Source organism: Mucilaginibacter limnophilus (assembly GCF_004005815.1).
GTDB classification, from domain to species: domain Bacteria; phylum Bacteroidota; class Bacteroidia; order Sphingobacteriales; family Sphingobacteriaceae; genus Mucilaginibacter; species Mucilaginibacter limnophilus.
Genome location: NZ_SACK01000002.1, coordinates 344,175 through 356,721 on the forward strand (window position 1 = coordinate 344,175; position 12,547 = coordinate 356,721).

General features: G+C 42.9%; 14 protein-coding genes. 10 read left to right on the forward strand and 4 right to left on the reverse strand.

The window, feature by feature from the left end:
- The first annotated feature begins 119 nt into the window (after positions 1-119).
- The 5 genes from EOD41_RS05910 (at position 120) to EOD41_RS05930 (ending at position 5,404) form a co-directional block, all read left to right on the forward strand.
- Positions 120-1,346, forward strand: coding sequence for an HD domain-containing protein (locus EOD41_RS05910; protein WP_127703875.1), 1,227 nt, complete (start codon positions 120-122; stop codon positions 1,344-1,346).
- 52 nt (positions 1,347-1,398) lie between these two features.
- Positions 1,399-2,442: a UDP-3-O-(3-hydroxymyristoyl)glucosamine N-acyltransferase gene (gene lpxD / locus EOD41_RS05915; RefSeq protein ID WP_127703876.1), complete on the forward strand. Its 1,044-nt coding sequence runs from the start codon at positions 1,399-1,401 to the stop codon at positions 2,440-2,442.
- A gap of 22 nt (positions 2,443-2,464) precedes the next feature.
- Complete coding sequence (locus EOD41_RS05920) at positions 2,465-3,871, forward strand: bifunctional UDP-3-O-[3-hydroxymyristoyl] N-acetylglucosamine deacetylase/3-hydroxyacyl-ACP dehydratase (protein ID WP_127703877.1); 1,407 nt, start codon at positions 2,465-2,467, stop codon at positions 3,869-3,871.
- Positions 3,871-4,653: an acyl-ACP--UDP-N-acetylglucosamine O-acyltransferase gene (gene lpxA, locus EOD41_RS05925; protein WP_127703878.1), complete on the forward strand. Its 783-nt coding sequence runs from the start codon at positions 3,871-3,873 to the stop codon at positions 4,651-4,653. The genes EOD41_RS05920 and lpxA overlap by 1 nt, the downstream gene beginning before the upstream one ends.
- A 130-nt stretch (positions 4,654-4,783) precedes the next feature.
- On the forward strand, positions 4,784-5,404 hold the full coding sequence (locus tag EOD41_RS05930) for an ABC transporter ATP-binding protein (RefSeq protein WP_127703879.1): 621 nt from the start codon (positions 4,784-4,786) through the stop codon (positions 5,402-5,404).
- Here EOD41_RS05930 and EOD41_RS05935 read toward each other — a convergent pair whose 3' ends face one another.
- Positions 5,405-6,421, reverse strand: a complete 1,017-nt coding sequence (locus tag EOD41_RS05935) for an acyltransferase family protein (protein ID WP_127703880.1) — start codon at positions 6,419-6,421, stop codon at positions 5,405-5,407.
- A gap of 140 nt (positions 6,422-6,561) precedes the next feature.
- On the opposite strand from EOD41_RS05935, the gene efp reads away from it, so the two are divergent.
- From efp to EOD41_RS05950, 3 genes are all read left to right on the forward strand, one after another.
- On the forward strand, positions 6,562-7,125 hold the full coding sequence (gene efp / locus EOD41_RS05940) for an elongation factor P (protein WP_127703881.1): 564 nt from the start codon (positions 6,562-6,564) through the stop codon (positions 7,123-7,125).
- An 84-nt stretch (positions 7,126-7,209) separates the two neighbouring features.
- Positions 7,210-7,758, forward strand: a complete 549-nt coding sequence (locus tag EOD41_RS05945) for a hypothetical protein (protein ID WP_127703882.1) — start codon at positions 7,210-7,212, stop codon at positions 7,756-7,758.
- Positions 7,759-7,924: 166 nt separating this feature from the next.
- Positions 7,925-8,302 (forward strand): PH domain-containing protein, encoded by a 378-nt coding sequence (locus EOD41_RS05950; protein WP_127703883.1) that lies wholly within the window; start codon positions 7,925-7,927, stop codon positions 8,300-8,302.
- Between the two features lie 5 nt (positions 8,303-8,307).
- On the opposite strand, the gene EOD41_RS05955 is transcribed toward EOD41_RS05950, so the two are convergent.
- Complete coding sequence (locus EOD41_RS05955; RefSeq protein ID WP_127703884.1) at positions 8,308-9,366, reverse strand: AI-2E family transporter; 1,059 nt, start codon at positions 9,364-9,366, stop codon at positions 8,308-8,310.
- A gap of 76 nt (positions 9,367-9,442) precedes the next feature.
- Here EOD41_RS05955 and EOD41_RS05960 point away from each other — a divergent pair, with 76 nt between their 5' ends.
- Positions 9,443-10,033: a Crp/Fnr family transcriptional regulator gene (locus tag EOD41_RS05960; RefSeq protein ID WP_127703885.1), complete on the forward strand. Its 591-nt coding sequence runs from the start codon at positions 9,443-9,445 to the stop codon at positions 10,031-10,033.
- Positions 10,034-10,098: 65 nt separating this feature from the next.
- Positions 10,099-10,902, forward strand: a complete 804-nt coding sequence (locus EOD41_RS05965) for a sterol desaturase family protein (RefSeq protein ID WP_127703886.1) — start codon at positions 10,099-10,101, stop codon at positions 10,900-10,902.
- A gap of 92 nt (positions 10,903-10,994) precedes the next feature.
- Here EOD41_RS05965 and EOD41_RS05970 read toward each other — a convergent pair whose 3' ends face one another.
- Together EOD41_RS05970 and EOD41_RS05975 are read right to left on the reverse strand one after the other, a co-directional pair.
- Complete coding sequence (locus tag EOD41_RS05970; RefSeq protein WP_127703887.1) at positions 10,995-12,284, reverse strand: MFS transporter; 1,290 nt, start codon at positions 12,282-12,284, stop codon at positions 10,995-10,997.
- Positions 12,285-12,295: 11 nt separating this feature from the next.
- A complete protein-coding gene (locus EOD41_RS05975; protein ID WP_127703888.1) occupies positions 12,296-12,532 on the reverse strand; it encodes a hypothetical protein in 237 nt (78 codons plus the stop codon).
- Positions 12,533-12,547: the final 15 nt, after the last annotated feature.

The window sequence follows — 12,547 nt, forward strand, 5'->3', positions numbered from 1 at the left end:
CTTATAACTCAAAGCAACGCTTTTTGTTGCTGTATTTAATAACGATTAACAAAAAATAACAATTATAGGATATTTTAGTTGCGCTTATTTAACACCTTTGCACTGTTTTTACATCTGCCTTGAATAAAAAGAAAATTATAAACGACCCTGTTTACGGCTTCATCAGCATACCCGACGGGTTGATATTTAACCTGATAGAACACCGTTACTTTCAGCGTCTTCGCCACATCAAACAAACCGGTATGACACATTTGGTGTACCCCGGTGCGTTGCATACTCGTTTTTATCATGCGCTGGGTGCCATGCACCTTATGAGCCTGGCTATTGAAACTTTGCGCAACAAGGGGCACCAAATAAGCGAAGAAGAGGAAGAAGCTGTTACTATTGCCATTTTACTGCATGATGTTGGCCATGGCCCATTCTCGCACGCGCTTGAGCATACCATTGTAACTGGCGTTAGCCACGAGGATATATCATCCTTGCTAATGGAAAAATTGAACGAGGAATTCCAGGGCAGGCTAAGCATGGCTATCAATATATTTAATGATACTTACCCACGGCGCTTTTTGCATCAGTTGGTAAGCGGTCAGCTGGATATGGACAGGCTTGATTACCTAAACCGTGATAGCTTTTTTACCGGGGTGACTGAAGGTATTGTAGGGTCAGACCGTATTATCAAAATGCTGAATATTATTGACGATCAAATAGTGGTTGAAGAAAAAGGCATTTATTCGGTAGAGAAATTTTTGATAGCACGTAGGCTGATGTACTGGCAGGTGTACCTGCATAAAACCGGCATAGCGGCAGAGCAGGTGCTGGCAAAAATATTGGTACGCTCACGTGAACTGGCGCTGGCCGGGAAGGAACTTTTCTGCAGCCCTCCGCTTTGCCACTTTCTGTACAATACTATCAGCCGTGAAGATTTTATACATAACCCGGAGCATTTAAATATTTTCACCAAGCTTGACGATACAGACATTATGTCGGCCATAAAGATTTGGGTTGATTGCGATGATGTGGTTTTATCGACGTTATGCCGCAATTTGGTTTACCGTAATTTGCTGCATGTAGAAATTACAGCACTGCCGCCAAATGCAGACTTGGTTACTTCATTGCTTGCAAAAGCAGCCGACTATTATAAAATAGATATTGAGCTGGCACGTTATTTTGTATTTACAGATACCATATTAAATAATGCCTATAAAGTGGATGATACCAACATCCGCATACTGATGAAGGACAATACAATTAAGGATATTACAGATGCAAGCGACAGCGCAAGCCTTGCGGCGTTAGCCAAAACGGTTAAAAAGTTTATCACTTGCTACCCTAAATTTTTAGCCTGATATGGATTTGTGTATAATTTGTTGCTTTAATATTAACATATAACTTTGCACGATGCAATTTACCGCCCAGCAAATAAGCGCGTTATTAAACGGAACAGTAGAGGGTGATGCTATGGTAGCGGTTGATAAACTGGCTAAAATAGAAGAGGCCGGTCCGGGCGCATTATCCTTTCTGGCTAATCCTAAATACGAGCAGTTTTTATACACAACCAATGCTTCGGCGGTTATTGTAAATAATGACCTTGTACTTACCGCACCGGTTAAAGCTACCCTGATTCGTGTTGAAAATGCTTACAGTGCATTTTCAATACTATTGGAGCAATATAACACTCTCAAGCTTAATAAATCAGGAATAGAAGAACCAAGCTTTATACACCCCACCGCTACTATTGGCAAAAATGTTTACATAGGCGCTTTTGCTTACATCGGCCCCAATGCCAAAGTTGGCGACAACACCAAAATATACCCAAATACTTATCTTGCCGACAATGTTACCGTCGGCAGTAACACTACGTTATTTTCAGGTGTAAAAGTTTATTTTGATTGTGTGATTGGTAATAATGCAATCATCCACTCGGGGGCGGTTATTGGCAGTGATGGCTTTGGTTTCGCACCGAATCCTGATGGCTCGTACAAAAAAATCAGCCAGATAGGCAATGTGATTGTTGAGGATGATGTGGAGATAGGCGCCAATACTGCTATTGATCGCGCTACAATGGGTTCGACTGTTATCGGTAAGGGGGTAAAAATTGATAACCTGGTGCAGATAGCGCATAATGCCGAAGTAGGCAAAAATACTGTAATAGCCGGGCAGGCAGGCATAGCAGGCAGTACCAAAGTGGGTGAACGTGCTGTAATAGGCGGCCAGGTAGGTCTTGCTGGGCATTTAACCATTGCCGATGGTAGCCAGTTCTCGGCACAAACCGGGGTAAACCACTCAGTTAAAGAAGCTGATAAACAGTGGGGTGGTTCACCACATTTGCCGTTAAAGGATTATCTTAGGGCCCACGTTAATATCCGGCGTTTGCCCGATTTGGAGAAACGAATAACCGAACTTGAAAAAATAATTGCGCAACTGCATAGCAATAACCAATAATGCAGTTGATGTTTATAACTATATGAACGTAAAACAACGAACTATTAAAGCGCCTGTATCAGTATCAGGCACTGGCTTGCACACCGGAAAAAGCGTAACCATGACCTTCAATCCTGCGGCCGAAAACCACGGGTATAAATTCAGAAGGGTTGATATTGAGGGGCAGCCTGTTATTGATGCCGATGTTGATAATGTAACCGATACTTCACGCGGTACTACCATTACACAGAACGGCGCCAGCGTTAGCACCGTTGAACACGTGCTGGCGGCATTGGTTGGCCTTGAGGTAGATAACGTGCTGATAGACCTTGATGGCCCTGAAATACCTATTATGGACGGCAGCTCGATACAGTTTGTTGACGCTTTAACCAAAAACGGCTTTGTTGAGCAGGAAGCAGACAGGGAATACTATCATATTACACATAACATTCACTATACCGAGGAAGACCGCAAAGTGGAGATGGTGGCCATGCCGCTCGACGATTACCGTTTTACCTGTATGGTTGATTACAATAGCGATGTATTGGGCAGTCAGCATGCCAGCATATCAACCATAACCGAGTTTACCAAAGAAATCGCGTCGTGCCGTACTTTTTGCTTTTTGCACGAGCTGGAAATGCTGCTGAAGCACGATCTTATAAAAGGCGGGGATTTAAACAACGCCATTGTAGTAGTTGATAAAGAGGTTGATAGTGATGAACTGGCGCATTTAGCCAAACTGTTTAACCGCAAAGACATTGATGTAGCGCCGCAGGGCATTTTAAATAATATCGAGCTGCGTTACCAGAACGAGCCTGCACGCCACAAACTGCTCGACATGATTGGCGATTTGGCATTGGTAGGCGTTCCCCTGAAAGGGCACATTATGGCAGCACGGCCTGGCCACGCCGCTAATATCGCTTTCGGAAAAAAAATAAAAGCCCTTATAAAAAAAGAACGCAGCCGCAAACACCTGAAGGTGTATGATCCGAACATGAAGCCGGTTTATGATACCGTGCAGATCATGAACATACTTCCTCACAGGCAACCGTTCCTGATGGTTGATAAGATCCTTGAGCTTACCAAAACACATGTGGTAGGGCTAAAGAACGTTACCATGAACGAAGATCTGTTTATGGGCCATTTTCCCGGCGCGCCTTTATTTCCGGGCGTATTGCAGATAGAAGCTATGGCACAAACAGGCGGCATTTTGGTGTTGAACACTGTTCCTGACCCCGAGAATTATATTACCCTTTTCCTGAAAATTGAGAACGCGCGCTTCAAAGCGCCTGTTACCCCGGGCGACACCGTGATTTTCCGTTGCGATTTGATATCGCCTATCCGCCGTGGTATCGCGCAAATGCGTGGTGTGGGTATGGTTGGTGAGCGTGTGGTAGTTGAGGCCGAACTTATGGCCCAGATAGTAAAAACAAAAAACAAAGACGAATAATGATACAGCCTTTGGCATATATACACCCGCAGGCACGCATTGCCGATAACGTGGTGATTGAACCTTTTGTGACCATTCACAAAGATGTGGAGATAGGCGAAGGCTCGTGGGTGGGCTCAAACAGCGTGATAATGGATGGCGCGCGCATCGGTAAAAACTGCCGGATATTTCCGGGTGCTGTTGTATCTGCTCCGCCGCAGGATTTAAAGTATAAAGGCGAGCCAAGCACCGTTACCATTGGCGATAACACGGTTATCCGCGAATGCGTAACCCTTAACCGTGGTACCGCGCTCGATAAAAATACCACAACCATTGGCAGCAACTGTCTGCTGATGGCTTATGTGCATGTAGCGCACGATTGTATCATCGGTGATAATGTGATCATAGCCAACTCAGTACAATTAGCGGGGCACATTAATGTGTATGATTATGCATTTATCGGTGGTACATCGGCCGTGCACCAGTTTGTTGAAATTGGCGCACACAGCATGATATCAGGCGGATCATTAGTGCGTAAAGACGTGCCGCCTTATACCAAGGCCGGTCGTGAGCCATTGTCGTATATTGGAATAAACTCGGTTGGCCTGCGCCGTCGTGGTTTCCCTGCCGAAACCATTAACGAGATACAAGAGATTTACCGCATTATCTTCCTTAAAAAGTACAACGTAAGTAAGGCATTGGATATCATTGAAGCAGAATTTAACCCCACCGTTGAGCGTGATGAGATCATTAACTTTGTCCAAAACTCGCAGCGCGGCATTATGAAGGGATTTGGGATATAATCTTTGTCTGAACTCGGATTTATAGGATTTAAGAATGTGCTGAATTATATAAAGTTCAATTTATTATTCTATGAGTTCATGTTCTTTTATTCTGTAAATTCACTAATTCCTTAAATTCAGGTTCAGACAAATGACAATCACCCTCGAAAATATAGGCCGCCGCTTTAACCGCGACTGGATATTCAGGGGGGTTGATCACATATTTATTTCAGGCGAAAGCTACGCAATCTTAGGTCCTAACGGGTCGGGAAAATCTACACTTTTACAGGTGCTCAACGGCAGCCTTGCACCTTCAGCAGGAAAGCTTAGTTACCAGCTTAATGGTATTACACTTGAGGTTGAACAGGTGTATCAGCACCTTAGCCTTGCCGCGCCGTACCTTGAGCTTATAGAAGATTTTACTTTAGCCGAAGTAATTGACTTTCACTTCAGATTTAAAACCTATAAAACCGGTATTGATAAAGCCGCGGTGATTGATCTGCTGAACATGCATGCAAGCAGGAACAAAGCGGTAAGGCATTTTTCCTCAGGCATGAAACAACGGCTAAAACTTGCGCTTGCCTTTTGCGCCGACACACCCCTGCTGATGCTTGATGAACCGACATCGAATTTAGACACGCAAGGCGTTGACTGGTACTTAAGCCTGATTGAGCGTTTTGCAGCCGGCCGTTTAACAATCATTTGCTCTAACCAGGAGCACGAGTACAGCTTCTGCAAGCACCGGCTAAGCATTGCCGATTATAAAAAGTAATTATACTTTCGTGGTGTTGCGTTTAAGGTACGCCCGTATTTTATCGTGCAGCGGATACTCAATAAAGTAAGCGAAACCGGCCGCCGTAATAATTACAATTAAAAGCGATACAATACAGGCATGAAGGTGTGGTAAACCTGCATCCATGAGGGAAGGAATAAGTATACGCAGTGAAAAATACTGGTGTATCAGGTAAAGCGAGTAGGATATTTTACCCAAAAACAAAGTTCCTGTATTGGCTATCCAGCCTATCAAGCCATAAATAAACAGGTAAAACATGGCGAAGTATATCATCAGCATAATGGTATGCTCGGTAAATGATATATGCTGAAGCGCCCGGCCTTTGGGGTGCATAAAACAAGCGAGTACAAAGCTGCAAAGTACCAGCAGATGACGATATAACGTAGGGCGTTCGTGATGCATTTTATAAAAGATGATCCCAGCTATAAACAACGGCGCCTGGTTTAAAAACTCTATCCGGTAGGAAATTTTAAACAGCAGGCCTTCAACATGCAGCAGCGGCGATACAAAGTGAAACAACACCAGTAAAACCAGCCCGACAGCCGACCATTTTTCGATGTTCTTTATTTGTTTGGTTAGCAGGGCAATCAGTATCAGCACATAAAATACCACCTCTACCGCCAGCGACCAGTACGAATGATCAATCTCTTCAATACCCAATATATGCGGTATCATTGTCAGGTTACCAATGAACATCACCGGTGTCAGCGTGTCTTTCTTGAAGATGAGATACAGTGCTGAAGTAAAAAGTAGAGCAGACCAAAATGGAGGATACAGCCTGGAGAAGCGTGAAACAATGAAGTTTTTCCAGTTTTCGCGGCCTTCTACAGTCATGAAGATCACATAACCGCTGATGAGGTAAAACAGATCGACGCCCGTTACGCCTACTTTAAAAATGCTATGGCCGAATTCGGTGTTCATAACGTAGTGGAAGCACACCACCATAACAGCCGCTATTCCTCTAAAAGCATCAAGCTCGAGTATCCGTTTCTTCATTTATGTGTTAAGGTTCAATAAACCAAATAATACACCCCTAAACTACGCTTAATTATCAAGTAATTATAATGCCGTTGTGTTAAAGGCAATTTGCATCTTTCCCTATAACTCCCTAAGTTTGCGCCTCTAAAAAGATTTTTATGGCTAAGGCATCAGATGTTAAAAACGGCAATATATTACGCTTTAATGGTGAGCTTCTTCAGGTAGAAGAATTTTTACACCGTACACCGGGAAACTTACGCGCGTTTTACCAGGCGCGTATGCGTAACGTTAAAACCGGCAAACTGGTTGAATACCGTTTCCGTACCGACGAGGAGGTAAGCATTGCCCGCGTTGAAACCAACGATTACCAGTATCTTTACGAAGACGGCGAATCGCTGGTGATTATGGACAACACCACTTACGAGCAACACAACGTGCCTAAAGCACTGTTTGGCCCGGCGGTAAGGTTTCTGAAAGAAGGTATGAACGTAATAGTTGCCTTTGAAAGTGAAGAGCCGATTATGGCACAGGTGCCGTCATCTGTTGAGCTTGAAATTACCTACACCGAACCTGCTGTAAAAGGTGATACATCAACCAACGCGCTTAAAAGCGCTACCGTTGAAACCGGTGCCGAAATCCGCGTACCATTATTTATCAACATTGGCGACAAGGTTAAGGTTGATACAGCTACCGGCGCATATTCAGAACGTGTAAAAAGTTAATATTAACAATCCGAAAAATATCAGCAGCCTCCGCCAAAACGGGGGCTGTTTTTTTATATATTCATGCCATCTAACAATTTATTTATGGGATTATTTTCGAGCCTGTTCGGTAATGTTGGTGTAGCCAAACCCAATATTGAAAAGCTATATTCTGAATATCAGAAATTAGGACAAAAAAGTCCTAAACTAAGTTCCCTTTTTGATAGATTCACTCATTCAACGAAGCAGTATAAATTAGAACTACATGATATTATAAATGAAGCAATAAATAATGAAGATGTAGCCAAACTAAACTTCGCTTTAAACATTGCCTATAGAGACGGAATTGATGATAGTTATACAAAACTTATAGTGCAACTACTAACTGCAACCTGGCACGATGAGCATGAGGATTTGGTAGCTCACATCTCTTTAGACAAATTAAATAATGATGCTTTTACAGAACCTATATACAGAATAGCTACCGAGCCAGACCTATATAGAAAGTATGATGATGAAATGGAACCGACATTAAGAAAATGTATTCAAGCACTAAAAGTGATTAATTCTGAACGTGCTAATATTTACATAAAAAGATTGAAAGACACTGGAAATATTAATGTTAAGATAATGCTTTCAATGTACAATGAGTAATGGCATTATTGTGATGTAGAGCAAAGTAATAAGGTAAATAAGACAAGCGCACAACGGCGCTTATGTTTAGCGTGTAAAGGTTTAACCAATACTCAAAAAAATATCAGCAGCCTCCGCCAAAACGGGGCTGTTTTTTTATATATTGGTCTCGTCAAAATCTAAACTAATGGGACTATTTTCAAGCTTAATGGGAAATGCCGGTGTGGCAAATCCTGATGAACTGGTAAAAGAATACTCAATGCTGTTAGCCGAAGGCGAAAACATTGAGATAGGCTTTAAACTGATACGTGATGTTTTCATTTTCACTAACAAGCGCCTTATTCTGGTTGATAAGCAGGGTATAACCGGCAGCAAGGTTGAATACTTGTCAATTGCCTATAAAAGCATATCAAGATTCAGCGTGCAAACCTCCGGCCACTTTGATCTTGACGCCGAACTGCGTATCTGGATATCAGGTGAGGTACAGCCAAGCTTAAGCAAAAAGTTCAACAAGCAGGTAAATGTTTACGATCTGCAACGCATACTGGCCCAGCATGTGCTGTAGCCACTTCAATCAAGATCAAACCTGCTCTCTTTTTGCCGTTTTACATAAAGTTCGTCAACCAGTACAATAACGGTTGCAAGTATTGGGGTGGCTAATAATATACCCAATACACCTGATAAAGTACCCATTAATACCTGGCTGATGATGGTTAACGCGGGCGGAAGGTCTATCATGCGCTTTTGTACCATCGGCGTAATAATATTACTTTCGAGTATTTGAATCAGGATGTACATAACAGCTACAATAATAGCTGTGTTGGTGCTGTCTACTAAACCGAGTAATACCGCGGGTATCATCGCCATTAACGGACCAAAATTCGGAATGAAGTTGAGCAAGCCTGCAAGCAAGGCCAGTGTAAGTGCCATTGGTATTCCTAAAATACTCAGCCCTATAAAAGACAAAGTAGCGATAAGACACATAGCCAGCAGCATACCTTTCAACCATCCTTTTAGTACAAGACTAAGTCTGTTTATAACTCCTTTGGCCATTTCTTTGCCACCCGGTGGGACAAGTTTTATAATGCCATTCTTGTAAAGCGAGGGGCTTACCGTAAAAAATATTCCCAGGAAAAGAATAATATATAAATCGCCAATTACGCCAAAGCTGGTACTAAAAAAGCTTTGCGCTGTACTCATCAGCTTCGATGTATCGTACCCTTGTATATTTTCGAGCGCTTTTGAACCCCACTCTGTCTGGCTGAGCTTTGTTTGAGCGGCGGCTATCATTTTTGGAAAGTCACCTTTTAGCGCTTGCACCTGTGCCTGTATAGTATTACCCATAAACCAGAAAAGTAATCCCATAAGTAAGAAAGTACCGGGCACCGCTACCAACATACACCACCTGCGGCGCCATTTTGTAAGACGTTGTATAAGGTCGCCTAAGCCGTTAAAAAACACAGCTATCAGCGTACCGGCAAACACCATCAGCAGTACGTTAAAAGCAACTCGTAATATCAATATCAGGCAAACTGATAGGGCAAGTATGCCCACTACTATCCACACCTTGTGCGCAAACGAAAGTTCGTCGTCGGTTTTGCCTGTCGGTCTGTTTCTTAAATCGCTCATATTCTACCGTATCAATAGCATTTATAGCTTATTTGTTTGGATATTAAAATATATTTGAAGCAGTCATTAAGCTCCGATGATCGACCCTGAGAAAATAAAGCAGTTTGTAAGCTTATTTAAAGAATTAAGCTTTAACGATGTTGTGCGCTTGTTTGGCTTATTTAAAATGCGCCGCTTGCGGGCAGGCGAGGTATTTGTTCTGGAAGGATCACAATACAGCAAACTTGCTTACATACAAAAAGGGCTGATACGCGCTTATACAGTTAAGCCTAACGGCGACGAAATAACCGTTATTATGCGTTGGGAAGATCAGTTTTTTGCTTCGCACGATTATGTGATCCATCGCAATACGTCAAAATATAATTACCAGGCTGTTGAAGGCACTATTCTTTTTGAGATCAATTATGATGAGGCACAAAAGATATTTGAAAAGCATCCTGGTTTTGCTGAAGCACGGAATGTTATCCTCTTAAATATGCTTGGCGATTCGCTGGCACGTGTTGAGGCATTCGTGCTGCTTAGTCCAGAAGAGCGCTATGTCAAACTTATTAAAGACAAACCAAATCTTATCAACCGTGTTCCGGATAAATACATAGCCACTATGCTGGGTGTTACGCCGGTGTCATTAAGTCGAATCCGCAAGCGGATTGCCTCAGTTAAGCATTAATTATCCTTTGTTAATTTTTAAGCGGAGCCCTCGTGGTAAATTTGCTGTACAAGCATACCACACTAATGGAACAGTTGTCAGCAGTATATTTTAAACTACTTAGCCTTACACTGGCACGGTATTTTATTATAGCCGGCGTATTTTTCATTCTATACTACGTATTTAAGCCGGCGCGGGCATTCAAGAATAAAATACAGACACGATATGCGCAAAAGAAAGATTTTTTACGTGAGATAGGGCATTCTGTACAGACAAGCTTTATACTGGCAGGCGTTGGTGTATTCGCACTTTTTCTATCAGCTAAAGGTTATACAAAAGTATATCACCAGCTTACTACGGCCGACTGGTGGTATGTACCGCTCAGCCTTGCCATAAGCCTGATCATCCACGATACATATTTTTACTGGATGCACAGGGTTTTGCACCATCCTGCTGTGTTTAAATACGCGCATCTTGTGCATCATAAATCAACGACGCCGTCACCATGGGCAGCTTATTCATTTCATATACTCGAGGCCGTAGCCGAAGGTTTAGTACTGCTAATCATTGTGCTGGTATTACCGGTACATAAGCTTACTATTGCTTTATTTATCCTGTTCGGATTTATCATCAACGTTTACGGACACCTGGGTTATGAGATAGCGCCGCGAAGGTTCCGTAATTCGATATTGTTTGAAATATTCAATTCATCTGTGTATCACAATCTGCATCACAGCAAGTTCAGAGGTAACTACGGCTTATATTTCCGTTTATGGGACAGGCTGATGAAAACCGAAAACCCTGATTATGTGAAAGAATATGATAAGATACAGGCTAAACGCTTTGAATCTCGGGTAGAGCAGGGCCGGAACCTACCCCTGCTTCAATAACACTTGTACCTTCCAAATAAATTAAACTATATTTTTTTACACTACTAACCAATGGGTAGCCGCACAAAGCGGCCCCATGGTAGTGGTAAACTTTAAATTACTTCATTCAGGTTATCGTAACTTTCAACGGGCGACAGGTTAACCGGCTTGGCAGCTTTTGCTTTAACCATCTGGCTCACTTTGTAAACCAGGTACAGACATATTGCTATAGCGGCGCACACTACGTAACCCAAAATATCATAATGTTGCAGCGGACCAAACTTATTAGGTTGTGTTACAATAAGTCCGGCGGCTATGGCGGCAATACCGCCCGCCATTTGCTGCAATGAGGCGTTTACACTCATGAATGCCCCACGATTGGCCATATCGGGTATCGCAGTAGTAAGCGCGGTTGACGGAATAATGCGACCCATGATACCCATAAACATGATCATGTTAATTACAACCACTTCCCATAGCGGTATGGGCGGCAGGTGGGTATAGATCACGATCATGATAGCGGCAATTACCGAACCTACGGCAAACAGCGTAAACTTATCGTATTTATCGCTCAGCTTGCCAATCAATGGCATGATAACGATTGATCCCATCCCGCTGAAAAAGAACACACTAAGTAATTGCTCTTGTGATATCTTGATATTGTTGATAAGATACGCGCTGCCGAAAGGCATCATCATAAAGCCGCCAACTGATAGTAAAGCTGTTGCCAGGAAACCCAGCTGATGGCTTTTATTAGTAAGCGCATGCCACAGGTGTAAAAATGCTGATTTGTCGGTTTGCAGTTTCAGGTGACCGGTAATAGATTGCATTTTCAACAACACAACAGTACCAATAACTACTGCCAAAACCACAATCATCAGGAACGGCGCGTGCCATCCCCAAATGTTTGAAAAGTAAAGCGCTATCGGAATACCCAGTATTTGGCTCGCAGCAAAGCCCATTTGCACTACGCCCATTACCCTTCCGCGTTGGTTTATTTCAAACACATCGGTAACAATAGCCAGCGATATCGCGCCGATAACTCCGCCGAACAGGCCGGTAACTGTGCGTGCGGCAAGCAGCGTCCAGAAATTATTAGCCAAAGCGCAGCTTAGTGTACCAATAATAAAGCCGGTATAAAAGAACAACAACAGCCTTTTACGGTCAAATTTATCGGCAAAGCCGGCCGCCATAAGGCCTGATGCACCGGCGCTGAACGCATATGATGATACCACCCAGCCAAACTGGGCGGTTGAGATATTTAATGATTTCATCAGGATGTCTCCAAGAGGAGACAATACCATAAAATCCAATACCACGGTAAACTGCAGCAGCGCAAGTAACGCTATCAGCAAAACCTGGTAAGAAGTGAACGGTTTAGTTGTGTTTTGTTCAGGTGTCATTAGTATAAAAATTAAAGTAGTTCAACACACAGGTAACCTTTCTGGTTAACCAGTTCAATGATATACGGTGCGCTTAGCCCATTGGTAACAACACGAAGCACTTTATCACAATCATCAAGGTCAACATGCCATTGCTCAATGCTTTCATGTTCATCAAGCACGCAAGTGACATTATGCCTGTCGGCTTCGGTTAATATGCTGGTTTTAAATACCAGTACGTTGTTTGGTTCGGTTGGTTGGTCGGTCATAGGTTGTTTTCATTT

Excerpts from the sequence above, each read along its gene's own strand:
- EOD41_RS05975 (WP_127703888.1), bottom strand. The coding sequence starts at position 12,532 with ATGACCGACCAACCAACCGAACCAAACAACGTACTGGTATTTAAAACC.
- EOD41_RS05960 (WP_127703885.1), top strand. The coding sequence starts at position 9,443 with ATGATCGACCCTGAGAAAATAAAGCAGTTTGTAAGCTTATTTAAAGAA.
- EOD41_RS05965 (WP_127703886.1), top strand. The coding sequence starts at position 10,099 with ATGGAACAGTTGTCAGCAGTATATTTTAAACTACTTAGCCTTACACTG.
- lpxA (WP_127703878.1), top strand. The coding sequence starts at position 3,871 with ATGATACAGCCTTTGGCATATATACACCCGCAGGCACGCATTGCCGAT.
- EOD41_RS05955 (WP_127703884.1), bottom strand. The coding sequence starts at position 9,366 with ATGAGCGATTTAAGAAACAGACCGACAGGCAAAACCGACGACGAACTT.
- EOD41_RS05970 (WP_127703887.1), bottom strand. The coding sequence starts at position 12,284 with ATGACACCTGAACAAAACACAACTAAACCGTTCACTTCTTACCAGGTT.
- EOD41_RS05950 (WP_127703883.1), top strand. The coding sequence starts at position 7,925 with ATGGGACTATTTTCAAGCTTAATGGGAAATGCCGGTGTGGCAAATCCT.
- EOD41_RS05930 (WP_127703879.1), top strand. The coding sequence starts at position 4,784 with ATGACAATCACCCTCGAAAATATAGGCCGCCGCTTTAACCGCGACTGG.
- EOD41_RS05945 (WP_127703882.1), top strand. The coding sequence starts at position 7,210 with ATGGGATTATTTTCGAGCCTGTTCGGTAATGTTGGTGTAGCCAAACCC.
- EOD41_RS05935 (WP_127703880.1), bottom strand. The coding sequence starts at position 6,421 with ATGAAGAAACGGATACTCGAGCTTGATGCTTTTAGAGGAATAGCGGCT.
- lpxD (WP_127703876.1), top strand. The coding sequence starts at position 1,399 with ATGCAATTTACCGCCCAGCAAATAAGCGCGTTATTAAACGGAACAGTA.
- EOD41_RS05920 (WP_127703877.1), top strand. The coding sequence starts at position 2,465 with ATGAACGTAAAACAACGAACTATTAAAGCGCCTGTATCAGTATCAGGC.
- efp (WP_127703881.1), top strand. The coding sequence starts at position 6,562 with ATGGCTAAGGCATCAGATGTTAAAAACGGCAATATATTACGCTTTAAT.